The sequence below is a fragment of the Novosphingobium guangzhouense genome, assembly GCF_002896965.1.
Lineage (GTDB): Bacteria > Pseudomonadota > Alphaproteobacteria > Sphingomonadales > Sphingomonadaceae > Novosphingobium > Novosphingobium guangzhouense.
In genome coordinates this window covers 39,645-59,309 of record NZ_LYMM01000002.1, presented here as the reverse complement: position 1 = coordinate 59,309, position 19,665 = coordinate 39,645, and the positions used below count along the sequence as shown (strand labels likewise).

General features: G+C 65.2%; 17 protein-coding genes. 13 read left to right on the top strand and 4 right to left on the bottom strand.

Annotation, left to right across the window (positions count from 1 at the left end; all coding sequences use genetic code 11):
• The first annotated feature begins 169 nt into the window (after positions 1-169).
• Genes A8V01_RS01765 through A8V01_RS01745 form a run of 5 tightly spaced genes read left to right on the top strand, consistent with a single transcriptional unit; the run spans position 170 to position 4,955 of the window.
• Positions 170-607 carry a DUF2147 domain-containing protein gene (locus tag A8V01_RS01765; protein WP_103094244.1) on the top strand — a complete coding sequence of 146 codons (438 nt, stop codon included), beginning with the start codon at positions 170-172 and terminating at the stop codon, positions 605-607.
• Positions 608-660: 53 nt separating this feature from the next.
• Entirely contained in the window at positions 661-1,959 is a 1,299-nt protein-coding gene (locus A8V01_RS01760) for an OmpP1/FadL family transporter (RefSeq protein ID WP_103094243.1), read from the top strand.
• Entirely contained in the window at positions 1,959-3,677 is a 1,719-nt protein-coding gene (locus A8V01_RS01755; protein ID WP_103094242.1) for a long-chain-fatty-acid--CoA ligase, read from the top strand. The genes A8V01_RS01760 and A8V01_RS01755 overlap by 1 nt, the downstream gene beginning before the upstream one ends.
• Positions 3,674-4,093, top strand: coding sequence for a MerR family transcriptional regulator (locus tag A8V01_RS01750; protein WP_281256467.1), 420 nt, complete (start codon positions 3,674-3,676; stop codon positions 4,091-4,093). The genes A8V01_RS01755 and A8V01_RS01750 overlap by 4 nt, the downstream gene beginning before the upstream one ends.
• Positions 4,086-4,955 (top strand): acyl-CoA thioesterase, encoded by an 870-nt coding sequence (locus tag A8V01_RS01745; RefSeq protein ID WP_103094241.1) that lies wholly within the window; start codon positions 4,086-4,088, stop codon positions 4,953-4,955. The genes A8V01_RS01750 and A8V01_RS01745 overlap by 8 nt, the downstream gene beginning before the upstream one ends.
• Positions 4,956-4,974: 19 nt before the next feature.
• Here the strand turns inward: A8V01_RS01745 and A8V01_RS01740 are convergent, their stop codons facing one another.
• Positions 4,975-5,550, bottom strand: coding sequence for a TetR/AcrR family transcriptional regulator (locus A8V01_RS01740; protein WP_103094533.1), 576 nt, complete (start codon positions 5,548-5,550; stop codon positions 4,975-4,977).
• Between the two features lie 136 nt (positions 5,551-5,686).
• On the opposite strand from A8V01_RS01740, the gene A8V01_RS01735 reads away from it, so the two are divergent.
• Positions 5,687-7,453, top strand: coding sequence for an acyl-CoA dehydrogenase (locus A8V01_RS01735; RefSeq protein WP_103094532.1), 1,767 nt, complete (start codon positions 5,687-5,689; stop codon positions 7,451-7,453).
• Positions 7,454-7,621: 168 nt separating this feature from the next.
• Positions 7,622-8,707 (top strand): acyltransferase family protein, encoded by a 1,086-nt coding sequence (locus A8V01_RS01730; RefSeq protein ID WP_170065807.1) that lies wholly within the window; start codon positions 7,622-7,624, stop codon positions 8,705-8,707.
• Between the two features lie 3 nt (positions 8,708-8,710).
• On the opposite strand, the gene A8V01_RS01725 is transcribed toward A8V01_RS01730, so the two are convergent.
• Both A8V01_RS01725 and A8V01_RS01720 read right to left on the bottom strand, forming a co-directional pair.
• Positions 8,711-9,499: a sulfite exporter TauE/SafE family protein gene (locus A8V01_RS01725; RefSeq protein WP_103094240.1), complete on the bottom strand. Its 789-nt coding sequence runs from the start codon at positions 9,497-9,499 to the stop codon at positions 8,711-8,713.
• Positions 9,496-10,884 (bottom strand): ATP-grasp domain-containing protein, encoded by a 1,389-nt coding sequence (locus A8V01_RS01720; RefSeq protein WP_103094239.1) that lies wholly within the window; start codon positions 10,882-10,884, stop codon positions 9,496-9,498. Before A8V01_RS01720 ends, A8V01_RS01725 begins: the two co-directional genes overlap by 4 nt.
• A 198-nt stretch (positions 10,885-11,082) precedes the next feature.
• Here A8V01_RS01720 and A8V01_RS01715 point away from each other — a divergent pair, with 198 nt between their 5' ends.
• From A8V01_RS01715 to A8V01_RS01705, 3 genes are all read left to right on the top strand, one after another.
• Entirely contained in the window at positions 11,083-12,258 is a 1,176-nt protein-coding gene (locus A8V01_RS01715; RefSeq protein WP_103094238.1) for a GGDEF domain-containing protein, read from the top strand.
• 107 nt (positions 12,259-12,365) lie between these two features.
• Positions 12,366-16,010 carry a PAS domain S-box protein gene (locus A8V01_RS01710; protein ID WP_103094237.1) on the top strand — a complete coding sequence of 1,215 codons (3,645 nt, stop codon included), beginning with the start codon at positions 12,366-12,368 and terminating at the stop codon, positions 16,008-16,010.
• An 85-nt stretch (positions 16,011-16,095) separates the two neighbouring features.
• A complete protein-coding gene (locus A8V01_RS01705; protein ID WP_170065806.1) occupies positions 16,096-16,479 on the top strand; it encodes a response regulator in 384 nt (127 codons plus the stop codon).
• A gap of 9 nt (positions 16,480-16,488) precedes the next feature.
• On the opposite strand, the gene A8V01_RS01700 is transcribed toward A8V01_RS01705, so the two are convergent.
• Positions 16,489-17,271, bottom strand: coding sequence for an energy transducer TonB (locus A8V01_RS01700; RefSeq protein WP_103094236.1), 783 nt, complete (start codon positions 17,269-17,271; stop codon positions 16,489-16,491).
• Positions 17,272-17,416: 145 nt separating this feature from the next.
• Here A8V01_RS01700 and A8V01_RS01695 point away from each other — a divergent pair, with 145 nt between their 5' ends.
• Genes A8V01_RS01695 through A8V01_RS01685 form a run of 3 tightly spaced genes read left to right on the top strand, consistent with a single transcriptional unit; the run spans position 17,417 to position 19,656 of the window.
• Positions 17,417-18,190: a PepSY-associated TM helix domain-containing protein gene (locus tag A8V01_RS01695; protein ID WP_103094235.1), complete on the top strand. Its 774-nt coding sequence runs from the start codon at positions 17,417-17,419 to the stop codon at positions 18,188-18,190.
• A gap of 14 nt (positions 18,191-18,204) precedes the next feature.
• Positions 18,205-18,705 (top strand): DUF2271 domain-containing protein, encoded by a 501-nt coding sequence (locus tag A8V01_RS01690; protein WP_103094234.1) that lies wholly within the window; start codon positions 18,205-18,207, stop codon positions 18,703-18,705.
• Positions 18,706-18,741: 36 nt separating this feature from the next.
• Positions 18,742-19,656, top strand: a complete 915-nt coding sequence (locus A8V01_RS01685) for a DUF4198 domain-containing protein (RefSeq protein ID WP_103094233.1) — start codon at positions 18,742-18,744, stop codon at positions 19,654-19,656.
• The last annotated feature ends 9 nt before the right edge of the window (positions 19,657-19,665 follow it).

The window sequence follows — 19,665 nt, the reverse complement described above, 5'->3', positions numbered from 1 at the left end:
GATCCTCGTTCTCCCGAACGTCTTCCCTAAAGGTGCGAATCTTTCCCTATACGTCAAGAGAATTTTCGGATATGCCGAGTCCATCCGGTTCGGGATCGCCTGTCACCTGCGAAGTCAGGGGCGCGGTTCCAGCAAAGAAATCCGGGCGAGAGAGATGGAGAGGTCGCACATGCACTTCGTTAAACTTACCACGCTGGGATTGGGTTCCGCGCTCATCGCTGCGGCATCGCCGGCGCTGGCGGCCGATGCGGGATCGCTGGTTGGCTCGTGGCGCACACCGGCCAAGCACGGTGTCATCGAAATCGAACGCTGCGGCGGGTCGATCTGCGGCAAGCTGATCTCTTCGGAGAACATCCTGAAGAACCCCGACCTGAAGGACGTCAACAACAAGGACGCCGCCAAGCGCGACCGCCGCCTCAAGGGACTGCAGATCCTGGGCGGGTTCAAGCAGGACGGCAATGCCTGGTCGGGCGGGTCGATCTACAACCCCGAAGACGGCGGCACTTACAAAGCGACGATCACGCCCGCCGGTGCGGACACCCTCAAGCTCAAGGGCTGCATCGTCTGGCCGCTGTGCAAAACGCAGACATGGACGCGGATCAAGTAAGCCGCGCGGCAGTTAAATACCTGCCAAAAGCAATTACCTAGGGAGAGTACGGAATGCATACCAAGTACAACCGCATCCTTCTTGCGAGCGCGGCGGGCGTCGTCGCCATCGCGTGGAGTGGATCGGCAAGCGCGCAGGCGTTCTATCTTCAGGAGCAGTCCGTACGCGGACAGGGCCGCGCCTTCTCTGGCGAAGCGGCCGACACCGGCGTCGATTCCCTGTGGTGGAACCCGGCCTCGATCGCGGGCATGCAGGGCGGTGAAGCCGCCGTGCGCGCCAGCGCCATCCTGCCGCGCGGCAAGGTCGTGGACAACGGCACCGTGATCGTGCGGCCCGGGCAGGCAGCGGCTCCCGTCGGCGGCAACGGGGTCTCGAAGAACCCGATCGACAACGGCTATCTCCCCTCCGGTGCCATCGCCTACGGCTTTGGCCGCGTCGCGGTGGGCCTGTCCCTGACCGCGCCCTATTCGTTCACCACCAATTACGAAGAAGACAGCTGGGCGCGCTACAGCGCGGACAAGACCAAGCTGCGCACATATGATATCCAGCCCTCCGTCGCGGTCGAGGTTGCCAAGGGCCTCTACATCGGCGCGGCCGCCAACATCGAATACGTGGATGCAACGCTGGGCAACTACCTGCCCAACGTTTCCCCGCTGCTGGCAGACGGACACCAGACGCTGAAGGGCAAAGGCTGGGATGTGGGCTGGTCGGCTGGCATGCAGTTCCACGATGGCCCCGTCTCGCTCGGCCTCGCCTACAAGTCCTCGGTCAAGCACAAGCTGGACGGCACCGTGACCATCGAAGGTCTGCAGGCTCCGCTGGCGGCGAACAACGGTTCGATCGACGCGACGGCGGAATTCAGCACGCCATGGATGGTGATCGGCAGCGCCCGCGCGAAGCTGAGCAAGAGCCTGACGCTGAACGCGCAGGTCGTGCGCATGGGCTGGAGCGAGTTCGATTCGATCGATCTTGGCGCCCCCCTCAACCAGTCGATCCCCGAAAACTACCGCAACAGCTGGACCTGGGCGATCGGCGCCGATTACGAAGTGAACCCGCAGTGGACCCTGCGCACCGGCGTCCAGCGCGGCATCACGCCGACGCGTAACGGTGACCGCGACGCCCGCGTACCTGACAGCAACCGTTGGAACGTTTCGGCAGGCACCAGCTATTCGCCAAGCCCGGCGTTCACGATCGATGCCGCCGCGTCCTACATCTTCTTCAAGGATGCCCCCATCGACCGCATCACCGCGGCCTATGCCGGCACCGCGGCACAGACGCCGATCATAACGGATGGCTCCCTGACGGACGCTTCCGCACTTGTCTTCTCCCTTGGCGCAAGGATGCACTTCTAATGACCGAAGCGGCGACGATCGGCGGGGTCGCTCCCGCCACTGGAACTGTCACGACGGACGAGATGCCGCCGATCGCGCCGCGTCTTCTGACCGATCTGCTGGACCATGCGGTTGACGCGCATGGAGCCTGGCCGGCGGTCGATTTCATGGGCCGCAAGTGGACTTACGCGGAAATCGGCGCGCTTGCGAAGCGCGCCGCCCGTGGCCTGCAGGATCTTGGCGTGACCAAGGGCACCCGCGTCGGTCTGTGTCTGCCCAATACGCCCTACTACGTAGTCGCTTACTTCGCGGTGCTGCGGATCGGCGCGGTCGTGGTGAACTTCAACCCGCTCTACACCGAGCGCGAGATGGCGCATCAGGTCACCGATTCCGGCTGCGAGGTGATGATCGCCACCGACCTTGCCCTGTGCCTGCCCAAGCTGGAGCCGCTGGTCGGCAAGACCTGCCTCAAGCGCGTGGTCGTCTGCCCCTTTGCCGATGCCCTGCCCGCGATGAAGCGGCGCGCCTTCCTGCTGTTCAAACGGCATGACATCGCCCACGAACCGCACGATCTGCGTTATGCCCGCTGGGCCAACCTGATCGCCCGCGATGCGGAGCCCGACCTGGTCGAGCGCCACCCCAACGACCTTGCCGTGCTGCAGTACACCGGCGGCACCACCGGCGTGCCCAAGGGCGCTATGCTGAGCCATGCGAACCTTGCCGCCAATTCGGCGCAGATGATCGCCCATGTCGGCCACATGCCGGAACATCAGGAACGCACGCTGGGCGTCCTGCCGCTGTTCCATGTCTTCGCGCTGACTACGGTGCTGAACTATTCGGTCGATACGGCGGCGGAAATGATCCTGCTTCCGCGCTTCGAGATGAAGTCCTTCCTTGCCACTGCCAAACGCACGAAGCCGACACAGTTCTTCGGGGTGCCCACGCTCTACACCGCGCTCAACGGCCAGCAATTGCATGGCGAGTTCGATAACGTGCGCGTCTGCATTTCGGGCGGCGCACCGCTGCCACTGGAAGTCCGCCGCGAATTCGAAGAGAAGACCGGCGTGAACGTGGTCGAAGGCTACGGCCTGTCCGAAGCCAGCCCGATCATCGCCTGCAATCCCCTTGAAGGTCTGGTCAAGGACAACTCCTGCGGCCCGGCCTTTCCCGGCACTGCGCTCGAAATCCGCGATCCCAACGATGCATCCCGCCTTTGCGCGCCGGGCGAAAAGGGCGAAGTCTGCGCCCGTGGCCCGCAGATCATGCAGGGCTACTGGGGACGACCGGACGAAACGGAGAAGACCTTCATCTACGGCGCCCTGCGGACCGGCGATATTGGCTATCTCGACGAGGACGGCTATCTGTTCCTGGTAGACAGGATCAAGGACGTGATCCTGTGCGGGGGGTACAACGTCTATCCGCGCATCATCGAAGAAGCTCTTTACGAGCATCCGATGGTAGCAGAGGCAGTGGTGATCGGCGTTCCTGACGCCTATCGCGGCCAGGCCCCCAAGGCGTTCGTGGTGCTGCATGCGGGGGATCTGTTGGATCAGGATACGTTGCTCGGGTTCCTGCGGGAGCGGCTGAACAAGATCGAGATGCCGGCCGCCATCGAATTCAGGGATTCGCTTCCCAAGACGATGGTCGGCAAGCTGTCCAAGAAGGATCTGGTCGCTGAAGAGGCTGCAAAGCGTGCCGCTGTGCAGACCGCCGGAACCGCCGCCGGAACTGCCGCTTGAGCACCGCACCCGCCCCTGAACCGCCTCAGCTGCTTGGCATCCAGGAAGCTGCCACGCTGCTCGGCGTTACGATGCGCACCTTGCGCTTCTACGAAGACAAGGGCCTGATCGCGCCGCACAGGTCCGGCACCATGCGCATCTATTCGCGCCGGGAAATCGGCCGGATGCAGCTTATCCTTCGCGGCAAGCGGCTGGGCTTCAGCATCCGCGAGATCAAGGAGTTCCTCGACCTCTACGACGTCGACCCCGAACACCATGAACAGGTCCGCGCGCTGAAGGACAAAGTGGCAGAGCGCATCACCGACCTGCGCAAGCAGAAGCACGCGATCGAACAGACCCTGGACGAACTTGTGTCGATCGAGCGGCAGGCGCTTGCATGGCTTGATGGCTCACCGATAAGACCAGTCGATGATTGACGCAGCAGCAGCAGCAGTCACCGAACTGCGGGCTCTTCTGGAAGTGGAAGAGATCGACACGGACCTGTTTCGCGGCGCGGCCGCCGCCGAAGGGCCGGGCCGCGTATTCGGCGGGCAGGTCGTGGCGCAGGCTCTGGCCGCCGCCGCACGCGGATTGCAGGACAGCGAAGTCGACCGGCAGGCGCATTCGCTTCATGCCTATTTCCTTCGAGCCGGAGATACGACCCGGCCCATCATCTACCGTGTACTGCGCGATTTCGATGGCGGCAGTTTCGCCAACCGCCGCGTCGTTGCGATGCAGGGCGGAAAACCGATCCTCAACCTTGCCGCCTCGTTTCACCGGCAGGAAAGCGGCTTCGCTCACGCTGCCGCCGTGCCGCAGGTTCCCTCGCCCGAACAATGCCCCTCGCTGGTCGATGCGCTGGCGGCGGCGGGCCAGAAATTCCCGCAGGCGATGCTGGAGCGGCTGGCCGCATTCGATGTGCGCCCCGGACCTCCGGCCACGCAAGCAGGCGACACGCCGCGCCAGTTCCTGTGGTTCCGGCTGGCCGCACCGATGGAAGCTGACAACGTGCTCAAACGCGTGGTGCTGGCCTATGCCAGCGACTTCGCGCTGGTTTCCACCGCCGTGCTTCCTCACGCGAAGACCTTCTTCACGCCTGACCTGCAGGTTGCCAGCCTCGATCATGCTGTGTGGTTCCATTCCACCCCGCCCGTGGAGGACTGGCTGCTCTACACGATGGACAGCCCCTGGGCGGGTCATGCCCGGGGCTTCGCGCGCGGGGCCATCTACGACCGCGCCGGGACGCTGGTGGCCAGTGTCGCGCAGGAAGGGCTTTGTCGCAGCGTGCCGAAACCGTAATCGGTTTACGGGCCGAAGTTCAGCCGTCTATCCCGTAAAGGGCAAGTATCTGGTCGGCGATTGCCTCCACCCCAAGGCGCCCCGGCCGATACCATGCACCCGCTGAATTGAGCGTGGTAAGCAGCAGGATGCGGTAGATCGCCGGATCACGGCCGGGATGCGGCGGCAGAGCGTCCACCAGCTGCGAGAACAGCCGTTCGAACGCATCACGCCGCTGGATAAGCTGCGCGCGGACGCCCTCGGGCACCGCGCGCAGATCGTTCATCAGCGGCATCGTCAGTGACTCAGGATCAAGCTGGATCGCCAGCAGCACCCGGCAGGCCATGGCAAGCCGCCTTGCCGGATTGTCGACGCCCTCAATAGCCGCGCGTATGCGGTCTTCCGCACCCTGCAGCGCCGCATCGTGGAGCCGCACGAAGAGCGCGTCCTTGCTCTTGATGTAGTGGTAGAGCGACCCGCCCAACAGCCCTACCCGCTCCCCGATGTCACGGATGCTGGTGGCAGCATAGCCGCGCTCGGCAAAGAGCGCTGCGGCAGCGGCCAGAACCTCGTCCTCGCGCGTGGGGTTGGGCTTGGTGGGGGGTATGGCGGTCATCGGTGCCGCGATGCCGCCATGCGCGCAGATCGGCAAGGGATTTGACGGACCATGACACCCCCGGCTTGATTGTAACGATCGTTTGGTACATTGACGCATCAAGACGCGCAAGCGCGCAAGACCTGCGGAGACCATGATGCCCTCTACCTATCAGCCCCCAGTCGCGACGATGCGCTTCCTGCTGGAGCATGTGCTCGATTTCGATGCGCAGATGGCTGCGCTGCCGGGGCTGGAGGAAGTGACCAGCGAATTGGCGGCCGAAGTCCTCACGATGGCCGGACGCATGTGCGCAGAGCGCCTTGCTCCCCTGAATCTGCCCGGCGATGCGGCAGGCACCCAACTCGTGGACGGACAGGTGGTGACCGCCCCCGGCTTTGCCGATGCCTATGCCGAATTCGTCGAGGCGGGCTGGCCGGGCCTTGCGGGTGACCCCGAATATGGCGGCCAGGGCCTGCCGCGCACCGTGCAGATCATGCTGGACGAGATGGTCTCCGCCGCCAACCTGTCCTTCGGCCTGTTCCCCGGCCTTACGCGCGGCGCGGCAGAGGCGCTGGCCGCGCATGGGTCGAACGATCTCAAGGCGACGTATCTGGGCAAGCTGGTCACCGGCGAATGGTGCGGCGCCATGGCGCTGACCGAGGCTTCGGCCGGCACCGACCTTGGCCTGCTGCGCACCCGTGCGGAACCGCGCGAGGACGGCAGCTATGCCGTCACGGGAACGAAGATCTTCATCTCTTCGGGCGATCAGGATTTCGGCAACAACATCGTCCACCTCGTCCTGGCCCGCCTGCCCGATGCCCCGGCGGGTGTGAAGGGGATCAGCCTGTTCCTTGTCCCCAAGTTCCTGCCCGGTGCGGCCGGCGCCTTCGACGAACGCAACGCGATGTCGGTGGGCGCGCTTGAGCACAAGATGGGCATCCACGCCCAGCCCACTTGCGTCATGAACTACGATGGGGCCACCGGCTGGCTGGTGGGCGAAGCAGGACGCGGGCTCAACGCGATGTTCACGATGATGAATGCGGAACGGCTTTTCGTGGGCATTCAGGGCCTTGGCCTTGCCGATGCGGCCACGCAGAACGCCGTCGCCTACGCCCGCGAGCGCCTGCAGGGCCGCGCTTCGGACGGACGGCCCGGCACCGTGCCGATCATCGCCCATGCCGATGTGCGCAAAATGCTGCTGTCCTGCCGCGCCTTCGTAGAGCCCGCGCGCGCGCTGGCGGCGTGGACCGCGATCCGCATGGACGTTTCGGATCACCACCCCGATGCACAAGTGCGTGCAGCCGCCGCCGCGGACGTTGCCCTGCTGACCCCGGTGATCAAGGCCGCCTTCACCGATTTCGGCTTCGAGACGACCGTGCAGGCGCAGCAGGTATTCGGCGGCCATGGCTATATCCACGAAGCCGGGATGGAGCAGTTCGTCCGCGATGCCCGCATCACGCAGATCTATGAGGGCACCAACGGCGTGCAGGCGATGGACCTTGTTTCCCGCAAGGTCACGCTGGACGGCGGCGCGCCGCTGCGCAGCTACCTTGCAGCCATCACCGTCGACCTCGACCGCGCCGATGGCGAACTGGCCGGGCACGAACTGGTAATCGCCATGCGCCGCGCGCTGACCATGCTGGAAGAAGCCAGCGACACCGTGGCGGCCGCTGCCGGAGAGGCCGATGCCCTTGGCGCCGCAGCAACCGAATACCTCAATCTCTTCGCGCTGGTTTCGCTGGGCTGGATGTGGGTGCGCATCCTGAAGGCCGCCCCGGCGCTGGAAGATGCCCGCCTTCAAGACACTTACAAGGCGCTTGCCGGGTATTATGCCGCATACGTCCTGCCCCGCGCCGCCCTGCACGCCGCACGGATCGCAGCAGGGCCTGCCACCGTCATGGCCCTGGACGAAGCGCTGTTCTGACACCGACGGTCGCTTCCTTACCCGCCGCCCCGTCACAGTCTATCCCGCCACTGGCGCAGTGCGACGCATAGCCTTGGCATCACGCCGCCAAGGCAACCACTGCGCCCCCGGCGACTTATGATGACAAAGACACAGACGGAGCATGGATGACCATTGGCGGGACAACGTTTGGCTGAGCCCCGGAACGAGCTGCATGCGCGGCGGTCCGATGCGATCCGCATCGCGCGCGTCATCTGCATCGCGGGGATCGTCTATGTCCATGCCTGGACGGGACTATCGGGCTACGATCTCGAACTGGCGCGCGGCACACCGCAGGAAACCTTCCGCTGGATCCTGATGGAAGGCTTCGGGCGAAGCGCGGTGCCGCTGCTGGGCCTGATTTCCGGCTGGCTGGTGGCCGGATCTTCCCGCACCCGGCAATGGGGGCCGCACGTCTCGCGCAAGGCGCGCACGATCCTCTTGCCCATGGTCCTGTGGAATGCGCTGGCGGTTCTGCTCGTGTCGGGCGCCGCTGTGCTGTTCGGGCTGGCCGCGCCGGTTCCGCAATCGTGGGGATGGCTGTTCGAGGAACTGATGATCGTCACGCACCCGCCAGACATCAACGTGCAGATGCCGTTCCTGCGCGATCTGTTCCTGTGCATGGTCATTGCCCCGCTGCTGGTGCGGGTGCCTTCGCGCGTGCTCCTGCTGCTGGCGATGGCGGCGGGCACCTGCCACGTGTTCGGCCTTGGCCCGCCGGTGATCCTGCGCGCATCGATCCTGATGTTCTTCACGCTGGGCATAGTCGCGCGCCGCGCGAACCTTGCAGAGCGCGCCGCCGCATGGCCTGCGGTGATCGCCCTTGCCCCGTTCGTGGTGCTGATGCCCCTGCACCTCTACGTCTCGATCGGCGATGCCCGCCCGTTCGACGATGCATCGACGGCAGCGGTGGACCTTGCCGCGCGCGTCGCGGCGTCACTTGCTGTGTGGTGGCTGGCCTGGCGTCTTGTCGCAACACGCGCCGCCCCGCTGCTGCGCCGGATAGAACCTTACATGTTCTTCTATTTCTGCGCGCACCTCATCCTGATCTGGCTGTTCGGGCCGTTGATCGGGAAGCTTACCGGTAAGCTCGGCTCTCCGCTTTATCCGGTGTACCTGCTCGCCCAGCCGTTCCTGATCCTGGGCGCGGTGGTCGCCATGGCCAAGGCGTTGCGAAAGGTGGCGCCGGGACTGGCCGGAGTGCTCAGCGGCGGGCGGCTCAAGGCCGCCTCCTGACTGTTACATCCGCGAAAACAGGGGCACCGGCGCGAAAACCAGCGAGATCAGCCCCCACAGGCTCAGCGCAATCATCACGCCTCCGATCCACTGCGTCATGTCCCGTGACGATGCTCTGCGCGTGATCAGTGCGCCAAGTGGCGCGGCCACGATGCCGCCGATCAGCAGGCCGGATGCAGCAATAGAGAACGACTGCAGGCCAAGGCTGCCGATGAAAGCCGAAAGCACGGTGACGGAAACGAAGAACTCCGCCGCGTTGACCGTGCCCACCGCCATGCGCGGGGTCATCCCTTGCGCAATCAGGCTTCCGGTCGTCACCGGCCCCCATGCGCCGCCGAAGGAGTCCAGGAAGCCGGCGGCAAGTCCCAACGGCCCCACCGCGCGCATCCGGCGATAGGCCTGCGCCCGCCGCGCGCCGCGCCAGATCAGGTAGATGCCAACGGCGGCCAGATAGACCAGCAGCACCGGCCGCAGGATCGACAGGCTGAGGTGCGACAGCGCCCATACTCCGGCAAGCCCTCCGGCAATGCCCGGTATGACCAGCCGCGCAAACAGCATCCAGTCCACGTTGCGCTGCAAGGCATGGGCCACACCCGAAACGCCGCTGGTGAAACCCTCTACCGTATGCGTGACGGTGGAAGCGGCGGCGGGCGGCAGCCCCAGCAGGATCAGCAGCGAATTGCCGATCACGCCAAACCCCATGCCCACCGCACTGTCGACCAGCTGCGCCAGGAACCCGGCAATGATGAACGGGGCAAGCGCAGCCCAGGGGATCGCGGAAAAATCTATCATCGGTTGTTCCTGCGTCGCCGCCCGGCACCTGACCCAAGACGACCGGCTCCGAAGCGTCCCGCCGGAGAAGTCAGCAGGAACACCGCCGGGAAGATCAGCGCCATGATCGAAAGGATGCCGCTGATAACCGTCGTCGCGCCTGCCAGCCAGGGCATCACGGCCGCCCAGATCGCCACGCCCAGCACCACCAGCAGGGTGCGTTCATGGGCGCGGTCGTTGAGCCCGGTCAGGTCCACCTTGGCGCGACCTTCGAACAGGCTGCGAAGACCGATGCCGGTGGGGCTGCGGCGGTCCACCAGCGGTCGCGGGAAAGAACCCTGTATCAGGCAACCGATGCCCGCCGCCAGCATGCGCAGCCCCACCGCATTGGCAAAGCGGCGGAATTCGTCGTTGCGATCGCTCAGCGCGCGAAGGCCCGTGCGGCCGCCGAAGACCATGTCGGCCAGCGCCGTGCTTTCGGCCGGAGCGGGCGCGCGGTCCTGCACCGCCGCCTGAGTGGACACCACCCATTCGAGGATCGCCGTCGGCACATCCAGCCCGGTCGCGCGCTCCAGCCCCTGAAAGCCGGGCGCGGAATTGGCCTCGCAGATGCGATAGCCGTCCTCGTCGAACAGGATGTCGATCCCGGTGATGTCCAGTTCGAGCACGTCGGCGGCCTGCACCGCCAGCTCGGCCATTTCCGGCGGCGGGTTGTACGCCACGCCGACTCCGCCGAGCGAGACATTGGACTTGAACCCGCCGGTCAGCGAACGGCGCTCCATCGCGGCGATCACCCTGCCCCCGACCACCAGCACCCGCACATCGCGGCCATGGCTGGCCCGGACATAGTGCTGCAGGATAAAGTCCGCCTTGGCCTCCGCGCTTTCGAGAAGCCCGGCCAGATCCTCGAACTGGCTGCGATCCTCGCACTTGAGGACGCCCGCGCCGCGTGTGCCCTTCAGCGTCTTGACGATCACCGGGAAACCCAGCTCCCGCTCCACAAGATCGATGTCGATGGGGAACGTGCCCAGCATCGTGCGCGGGATCGGCAGCCCTGCGCGGTTGAGGGTCTGAAGCGTGTGCAGCTTGTCGGAAACGATCTCGATCGTGGCGGGGCCGTTCACCAGCCGCACGCCCCGCCGCTGGAAATGACGCAGCAGGGCAAGGGTGAAGTAGTCAGTCTCCGCCCCGGTGCGGCAGATCACGAAGTCGGGCTTGTCGATCGGCCGACCGCCATACTTGATCGCCCAGTCCCCCCCGGTGCCGACCACGAGTTCGAAACTGTGGGGTTGCAGCACATGAAGTTCGATCCCCAGCGCCCCCGCGGCCTCCTGGAAGCGAAATACTTCCGGCACCTCGGGTATCGAGGGGTCGAGTTCATGCTGAAACAGGATCCAGCCGCGCAATGGATTAAGTCCCCGGAAAAAAGCCATTGATGCCGATATGCGAAGGCCTTCGCGCGTGCGTTCGGCCGGGTGTCGTATGCAAGAATGGCATTGGGACGCTCCGGTTGCAAATCCATGGCAATCGTCCGGCGCATCGAGGTGAACGTTTTGTTTAGGATATTCGCGTAATTCGCCCTCTCAAGGGGGTTCAGGGTCTTCATGTCGGTTGATGCACCAACAATGTTGCTGCTGTCGAACGCGATCGCGTTCGTGGCCGCAACGTTTCTTCTGATCGAATGGCGATCCCTGCGCGAGCGGTTCCTGCTGAGCTTTGCGCTGGGCTTCCTGTCGATCGTGGTCGGCTGCACCCTGGCGCCGCTGCGTCAGAGCGGTGAGTTCTTCGTCGGTGTATGGCTCTCCAACTCGATGGTCCCGCTGGCACACTTCATGTTCCTTCACGGCGCCGCATCGTTCGCGCAGCGCAAGCTGAGCCTAGCGTGGTTCTTCGCACCACTGATCTGCTCCGCGCTGATGGCGATACCCGGACTTGGCGACCGCGATCAGGTGATGTCCCTGTTCAACGCCGGTTTCGTGGCGGTGTTCTGCCTTCGCGCTGCCGGAGTGCTGGTGGAGGAGCGCCGCAACACCGGCTCCGAAACGCGCACGCTGGTCGCCACCCTGCTGTTCCACGGATCGTTCTACGCCATCAAGGCGGGCTGCGCCTTCGTGCCGGGCGCGTTCGTGAACCTGTCCTCCTACAAGGGCACGATGATTTCTATCTCACTCTTCGAGGGGATCCTTGTCGAAGTGGCGCTGGCCATGTCGGTTGCCGGCGCGCTGCGTCGCCGCCGGGAAGAACGCGCCACCCGCCTTGCCGAAAGCGACCCGCTCACCGGCCTGCTCAACCGCCGCGGGTTCGAGAAGCGCACGCGGATCGTCCAGCCGCTGGGCGGATCGCTGCTGCTGATCGATATCGACAACTTCAAGACGATCAACGACTGCTTCGGCCATCAGGACGGAGATCGCTTGCTGGTCGACCTGGCAAAGTTCCTTTCCCTGCGCCTGCCTGCATCGGCGGTCTGTGCAAGGCTGGGCGGCGATGAATTCGTCGTGCTGGTTCCCGGCATGGACGCGGTCCGGGGGCTTCATCTTGCCGAGGACCTGTGCACCGGCTTCGCCGCACGTCAGGGCCCGGACCAGTGCGGCACCCTCAGCATCGGATGCGCAGCGGTGCCGCAGGGCACGCACGACCTTGCCCCCGCAATGCTGGAGGCCGACCGCGGCCTTTACGAAGCGAAAAACAACGGACGCAATAACGCCTGCCTCGCTCCGCGCAGCATGACATCGGCACAATCGCCTGCCGCCCGCCTCTATCCCTTCGCTGCTGCGGGATAATCGCGAAATAAGCGATTGCGAGGAACCGTTTCCGGGCCGATGTGTTGTCGCCTGCGCAGATGGCGGCGCAGTCAGTTTCGTCCTGCACGAAGGGATCGGTAAGGAGAATGGGGCGCATCGGGGCGGACGGCGACGGGTTCATGGGACTCGAAGGCGATCTTGCGCGCCGTATCGCCACGTTTGACTGGGCATCGACGCCGATCGGCCCGATCGACGGCTGGCCGATCAGCCTTCGCCACACCGTTGCGATGATGTTGCCCTCCCCGGTGCCGCTGGTCCTGCTATGGGGCCGCGAAGGCGTCATGATCTACAACGATGCCTATGCCGAATTCGCAGGCGGGCGCGACAGTCGCCTGCTTGGCTCCAACGTGCTGGACGGCTGGGAGGAAGTGGCCGAATTCAACGCCAACGTCATGCAGGTCGGGCTTGCCGGCGGCACGTTGCGCTACCGCGACCACATGCTGACCCTGTCCCGCCACGGCCGCCCGGAACAGGTCTGGCTGAACCTCGACTATTCTCCGGTGCCCGGAGACGACGGCAAGCCCGCCGGGGTGATCGCCGTCGTGTTCGAGATCACCGAGGCGCATCACGCCCGTCAGGCGCTGCAGGAAAGCGAAACCAAGCTGCGCTTCCTCGACGATCTGGGCCGGGCGATCGCCGATTGCCGCGGGGCGGCGGACATTCTTGCCATCACCACCCGCATGACCGCGCAGCATCTGGGCGTATCCAACTGCGCCTATGCCGACATGGACGCCGACGAGGACGGCTTCACGATCCGGGGCAACTGGCACGCGGATCCGGCTCCATCGATCCTCGGCCATTACCATCTGGCCGATTTCGGCGCGCTTGCCGTGCAGGAACTGCACGCGGGCCGCCCCTTGATCATCAACGACAACGCGATTGAAATCGCTCCTGAGGAAGCAAGGACATTCCAGGATATCGGCATTGCGGCCACCATCTGCATGCCTCTGGTCAAGCAGGGCCGGCTGATCGCCCTGATGGCCATCCATGATGCCACGCCACACCGCTGGACCGCCTACGAACTGGGCATAATACGGGAAGTGACGGAGCGATCATGGGCCCACATCCAGCGCGTCGGCGCCGAAGGGCTGCTGCGCGAACGGGAAGCCTACAACCGCCAGATTCTGGACGGCGCGATCGACTACGGCATCGTCGCTACCGACCTCGACGGGCGGATTACGCTGTGGAACGCCGGCGCCACGACGATGCTGGGCTGGACCGAAGAGGAAATGCTCGGCCGCCCTATCGATGTGTTCTTCACCAGTGAGGATCGTGCCGCCGGACGCCCGGCGATCAAGCGCCAGGAAGCGATGGAAACCGGCCGGGCGCACGATGCCCGCTGGCACTTGCGCAAGACCGGCGAACGCCTGTGGGGGTTGAGCGAGATGACCCCGCTGCGCAACGGGGACGGAGAGGCGATCGGCTTCGTAAAGCTGATGCGCGACCGCACCTTCGAACATGATACGCAGGAAGCCCTGCGCCTGAGCGCCGAGCAGTTGAGCCGCGCCCAGGTGGCGGGCGGGGTCGGGCTGTTCTCCGTCGACATCGCCGCCAACACGATCACCGGCACCGATGAATTCTGCCGCCTGTTCGGCGTACCGCAGGACGGAACGATGAGCCCGGAGGACTTCGAAGAGATTATCGTATCCGAAGACCGCCACTTGTCGTCAAATCACGCAAGGCGCAATTCGGGGGCCGCCGCGCTCGACGTGGAATATCGGATCCGGCGCCCGGATACCGGCGAAGAACGCGTGATCGCGCGCAAGTCGGAATTCGAATTCGACACGGCCGGCAATCCGGTACGCATGATCGGCGCAGTCCGCGATGTCACCGAGCGCAAACGCACCCAGTCTGCGCTGGAAAAGAGCGAGGCGCAGTTCAGCGCGCTTGCCCAGAACATGCCCACGCAAGTCTGGACGGCAAGGGCCGACGGCGCTCTGGACTGGTCCAACGATCGTGCCTACGCCTACTCGGGAGAGCCCTATGGCAGTCTGAACGGCGAAGGCTGGGCTCGCATCGTCCACCCGGATGACCGTGCTTCCGCTCTTGAACGCTGGGAACAGGCCCGCGCTTCGGGGCAGGTCTATGATACCGAATTTCGCCTGCGTGACTGCGAGGGCATCTACCGCTGGCATTTGTGCCGGGCGATGCCGTTGACGGATGCCCACGGCGCCATCACGGCATGGATCGGCACCAATACCGAAATCGAGGCGCAGAAGCGGGCCGAAGCCGCATATGCGCAGGATCGCGACCGCTTGTGGACGATCAGCCGCGACCTGATGCTGGTGTGCGATTTCCAGGGCTCGATCACGGCGGTCAACCCCTCTGCCGAGCGACTGCTGGGATGGCATGAAGGGGAAATGCTAGGGCGGCGCGTCGCTTCCTTCGTGCATCCCGACGACATCGACGCCACCGTCGCAGAAATCAGCAAGCTGTCCACCGGCAAGCGCACGGTCGCTTTCGAAAACCGTTACCGGACAAGGGAAGGCGATTACCGGCTGCTGGCATGGACCGCCGTGCCCGACGATCGCCGCATCCATGCCATCGGGCGTGACATAACCGAGCAGCGCGCCATCGAGGAAGCCCTTCGGCAAAGCCAGAAGATGGAGGCGGTCGGGCAGCTGACGGGCGGGATCGCGCACGATTTCAACAATCTGCTGCAGGGCATCACCGGCAGCCTCGACATGATGCACAACCGCCTCACGCAAGGGCGGACGCAGGATCTGGAACGCTGGCTGGGCGGCGCACGCACCTCGGCAGAGCGCGCGGCGGCGCTGACTCACCGATTGCTGGCGTTCTCCCGTCGCCAGCCGCTAGACCCACGGCCGGTGCGCACGAACCCGCTGATCGCTTCGATGGAAGACATGATGCGGCGCACGCTGGGCGAACACATCGAACTGCGCTTCATGCTTGCCGGCGGCCTCTGGCTGACGCGCTGCGATCCCAACCAGCTTGAAAGCGCGATCCTCAACCTCGTCATCAATGCGCGCGATGCCATGCCGCAAGGCGGCAAGCTGACGATAGAGACAAGCAATGCCCACCTCGATGACCGTTTTGCCGCTCGCGAAAGGGATGTGAAGCCCGGCGAATACGTGTGCATCGCCATCAGCGATACCGGCGTGGGCATGAGCCGTGAAACCGTGACGCGGGCGTTCGAGCCGTTCTTCACCACCAAGCCCATCGGTCAGGGCACGGGCCTTGGCCTGTCGATGATCTACGGTTTCGCGCGGCAGTCCGAAGGTTATGCGCGCATCTATTCCGAAGAAGGCGCCGGCACCACGATCAAGCTGTACCTGCCCCGCCATGTCGGAGCCGAAGCCGGCATCGATTCCGCCGCAGCGGCCCTCCCCCTGCCGACCGCGCTGGACGGCGAAGTGGTGCTGGTGGTCGAGGACGAGCCGGTCGTGCGCGGCCTGATCCTGGAGGTGCTGGACGATCTGGGCTACCACGCCATCGAAGCGGCCGACGGCCCCTCGGGGCTGGCGATCCTGCAATCGGACCAGCACATAGACCTGCTTGTCACCGATATCGGTTTGCCGGGACTCAACGGCCGGCAGGTCGCGGACGGCGGGCGCGCCTGCCGGCCGGGGCTCAAAGTCCTGTTCATGACCGGGTATGCCGAAAATGCGGCCGTGGCATCGGGCTTCCTTGAACCCGGCATGGCGATGATCACCAAGCCTTTCGCCATGGACGTCCTCGCCAGCCGGATACGCGAAATCATCGAGACCTGAATGCCCGCTTGCCGCGGGCCGCAACCGCTGCCAATAGTCGCCAGTGCGAGGCGCCGTCGCGAACGCAGATTTCAAGGGTGGCACGATGCCTGACGATACGCCTCAATTCAACGGCATGCGGGTTCTGGTGGCCGAGGATGAATTCCTTGTCTCCATGCTGCTGGAAGAAATGCTGACCGATATCGGTTGCGAGGTGGTCGGCCCCTTTGCTGACCTGTCCTCCGCACTGCAGACGGCCTGTACGGGTGAGTACGACGTGGCCGTGATCGACCTGAACCTCGGCGGCGAAAAGGCCGATCCGATCATCGCCGAACTGGGCGCGCGCAACGTGCCGATCGCGATCGCAAGCGGTGGTTTCGAAGCCGATCTGGAGCACCGCCCGACGGTGCGGCTCGACAAGCCCTACAGCGCCACCCAGCTGGAACAGGCCATGGCAACCCTGCACGCCGCGTTGCAGCAGCGCGACTGAGGCTTAACCTCAGACGTTGGTCAGCACGAACGGGATCGTCACGTAGCCGCGTACCGCCGTGGCGATACCGTTCGCCATCATCGGGGACCAGCGCCACCGCTTCACTGCGCGCAAGGCTGCGCCGTCCAGCCGCGAACTGCCGCTGCTTGCCGCGACCTGGATATCCTTCACGGTCCCGTCCGAGCCGACCAGCAGAAGCAGCTTCACCGTGCCCTGTTCATGTGCGCGGCGGGCATCGACCGGATAGGTGGGCGGCTTGGCAAACAACACCTTGCTGGAAAGGTCGCCCCCTTCCAGCGTCGTCGCGGCAGGCGCGGGCGCGACGGCAGGCGGCGCGCTGACCTTCACGCCCTCGCTCGTCACCACGGGCGGAGCGGGCGGCGGCGGCGCGTCCACCATGACCTGCTGAGGTCCGGGACTGGGCAATTCGATCATCGGCCGGGGCGCAACGGTCTGCGTCACCGCAGCCTGCGGTGTTTCCAGCTTCGTCGGCTCGGGCGGCGGCGGAGGCGTTACGTCCAGTTCGCGCACGTCCACCGTCAGAAGGTGAGTGCGCTGCTTGTGCGCCGCCACCATGTTCAGCGTCGCCAGACATGCCCCCATGCCAAGGATCATCGCAACCGAAGCCACCAGCGCCACCGGATTGGCGCGATTCGGGGCATAGACGGAACGCTCTCCCATCACTTCTGCCGACGAATCTCCGAACTCATGCAGGTGCGACGGCGCGTGCCCCACGGCTGAAACCGGGGCGAACGCACGTTCGTCCGGCGCTAGCGCGGCAACTGTCGCCAATTGTATCCTCCTGCCAAGCTCTATTGCGAGTGATTTGCATATACACTAAGCAGCTGGTCGTCCAGAGGGCACCGGACAACGCAAGGCATGCGGCGGCATACTTGCGACATCCCCCCTCTCAAGAAGCGAAGAAGGATGCGACACCTTGGAAGTTGCCGACGCCACCGATCGCCATGCCAACGATACGCGTGATGCCGTATCGTCCGGGGCATCGATCCCGGCAACGCCCGTTCGCGCGCCGGCACGGCCCGCCCCGACCAAGCCCGCCCCGTCCAAGCCCGCAAAATCCGGCCCCGCTGGCAAGAAGAACAAGAAGCGCCGCGCCTTCTGGCTCAAACAGCTGCACACCTGGCACTGGGTCAGCGCCGCCGTTTCGCTGGTTGGCATGTTGCTGTTCGCCGCCACCGGGATCACGCTGAACCACGCGGCCTCGATCGGCGCGGAGCCACTGGTCACGCAAAGCCAGGGCAAGCTGCCTGAGGCCCTGCTGGCGAAGCTACCGACGCCCGGCGACAGCACCGCGCCCCTTCCCGCAGAAATCGCCAGGGCGGTGGCAGCCGCGATTCCGCTGGACCCTTCGGGCCGCCCCGCCGACTGGACCGCCGAGGACGAAGTCTATGTCGCCATGCCCGGCCCCGGCCGCGACGCATGGGTCAGCATCGATCGCACATCCGGCGAAATTCAGGCCGAAGTCACCGATCGCGGCTGGATTTCGTATCTCAATGACTTGCACAAGGGCCGCAATACCGGCGGTGCGTGGTCGTGGTTCATCGACCTGTTCGCCGTGGCCTGCCTGATCTTCACGATCACCGGCCTGTTCCTTCTTCAGCTTCACGCCAAGCACCGGCCGATGACCTGGCCGATGGTCGGACTCAGCCTGCTGATCCCGCTGCTGCTGGCGCTCCTTTTCATCCACTGACGAGAAAGCCCGTGATGACCCGATCGAAGATCCTGCCCGCGCTGCCGCTGCTGGCCGCCGGCACCGCGACAGCTCTTGCCGCAACGCCCGCCACCGCTGCATCGGTGACCGTCACCGTGCCGCAGATCAAGGTGGCCGAATACCACCGCCCCTACGTTGCAGGCTGGGTCGAACCCGCCGCCGGTGGCGATGCCCGCACGATCTTCGTGTGGTTCGACGGCAAGAAGCGCGGTGCGGAGCCGGGCACCAAGTGGCTGGCGGACCTGCGTACCTGGTGGCGCAAGGGCGGCCGCTCGCTCAAGCTGCCCGCAGACGGCATCAGCGGCGCCACCCGCGCCCCCGGCAGCTACACCGTCGCCATTCCCGCCAATCTGCCCAAGGGCGATTACGTCCTGAAGGTGGAAGCCGCGCGTGAAACGGGCGGGCGCGAACTGGTTTCGGTGCCCTTCACCGTGGGCGGAAAGGGTGGCTCCGTTTCGGGCAAGACCGAACTGGGCACTGTCACTGTCCGCTGATCCGACTATTTTCGTTTAGATAACAGGGGAATACAAATGCGCTTTCGCTCCATCCTGATCGCCGCCGCGGCATCGTCCGTGCTGGCGACGCCCGCCCTTGCCCACCGCATGTGGCTGCTGCCTTCGACCAGCACGCTGGCCAGCACCAACGAATACGTGACCGTGGACGCGGCCGTTTCGAACGACCTGTTCTATCCCGATCATGTCGCCATGGACCCGGCGCAGGTTTCTGTCTGGGCGCCTGACGGCACCGAAGGCAAAGTCGAGAATGCTGCCAAGGGCCGTCATCGCGGCACCTTCGATGTTGCCGTCAACAAGGCCGGTACGTGGAAGATCGGCATGGAGCGCAATTCCGTGATGGGCACCTTCAAGGTGGGCGCTGAGGAATGGCGCGTGGGTGGCCGTGGCCGTCCCCAGGGCGCTCCCGGTGGCCCCGGTGCTCCGGCTGGTCCCGGCGCGGCCGCGGGCGCGCCCGCTGGTGGTCCTGCCGCTGGTCCGGCCCGTCCGCCTATGCGCATGGTGCCGACCGTGGCCGACATTCCGGCCAACGCCACCGACATCAAGCTTACCGAAGTGACCGCCCGCACCTTCATTTACGTGACGGCCGGCGAACCCACCAAGGTTGCGCTGACCGGCAAGGGGCTTGAATTCGATCCGGTCACCCACCCCGACGAACTCGTCTCCGACGAAGACGGCAACTTCCGCTTCCTGATCGACGGCAAACCCGCTGCGGGCGTCAAGGTCACCGTCGTCCCCGGCGGCAAGAAGTACCGCGCCGCCGAAGACGCGCAGGAACTGACCACCGGCGCCGACGGCACCGTCAAGGTCAAGTGGCCGGTCGCGGGCTGGTACTGGTTGAGCGCCAGCGCGCAAGACACCAAGCCTGCCGACAAGAAGGCCAGTGCGCGCCGCATGTCCTTCACCACGACGCTGGAAGTGGTCGCACCCTGACCGTTTCCT

Excerpts from the sequence above, each read along its gene's own strand:
- A8V01_RS01710 (WP_103094237.1), top strand. The coding sequence starts at position 12,366 with ATGGGGCGCATCGGGGCGGACGGCGACGGGTTCATGGGACTCGAAGGC.
- A8V01_RS01735 (WP_103094532.1), top strand. The coding sequence starts at position 5,687 with ATGCCCTCTACCTATCAGCCCCCAGTCGCGACGATGCGCTTCCTGCTG.
- A8V01_RS01740 (WP_103094533.1), bottom strand. The coding sequence starts at position 5,550 with ATGACCGCCATACCCCCCACCAAGCCCAACCCCACGCGCGAGGACGAG.
- A8V01_RS01760 (WP_103094243.1), top strand. The coding sequence starts at position 661 with ATGCATACCAAGTACAACCGCATCCTTCTTGCGAGCGCGGCGGGCGTC.
- A8V01_RS01745 (WP_103094241.1), top strand. The coding sequence starts at position 4,086 with ATGATTGACGCAGCAGCAGCAGCAGTCACCGAACTGCGGGCTCTTCTG.
- A8V01_RS01690 (WP_103094234.1), top strand. The coding sequence starts at position 18,205 with ATGACCCGATCGAAGATCCTGCCCGCGCTGCCGCTGCTGGCCGCCGGC.
- A8V01_RS01715 (WP_103094238.1), top strand. The coding sequence starts at position 11,083 with ATGTCGGTTGATGCACCAACAATGTTGCTGCTGTCGAACGCGATCGCG.
- A8V01_RS01725 (WP_103094240.1), bottom strand. The coding sequence starts at position 9,499 with ATGATAGATTTTTCCGCGATCCCCTGGGCTGCGCTTGCCCCGTTCATC.
- A8V01_RS01685 (WP_103094233.1), top strand. The coding sequence starts at position 18,742 with ATGCGCTTTCGCTCCATCCTGATCGCCGCCGCGGCATCGTCCGTGCTG.
- A8V01_RS01765 (WP_103094244.1), top strand. The coding sequence starts at position 170 with ATGCACTTCGTTAAACTTACCACGCTGGGATTGGGTTCCGCGCTCATC.
- A8V01_RS01705 (WP_170065806.1), top strand. The coding sequence starts at position 16,096 with ATGCCTGACGATACGCCTCAATTCAACGGCATGCGGGTTCTGGTGGCC.
- A8V01_RS01755 (WP_103094242.1), top strand. The coding sequence starts at position 1,959 with ATGACCGAAGCGGCGACGATCGGCGGGGTCGCTCCCGCCACTGGAACT.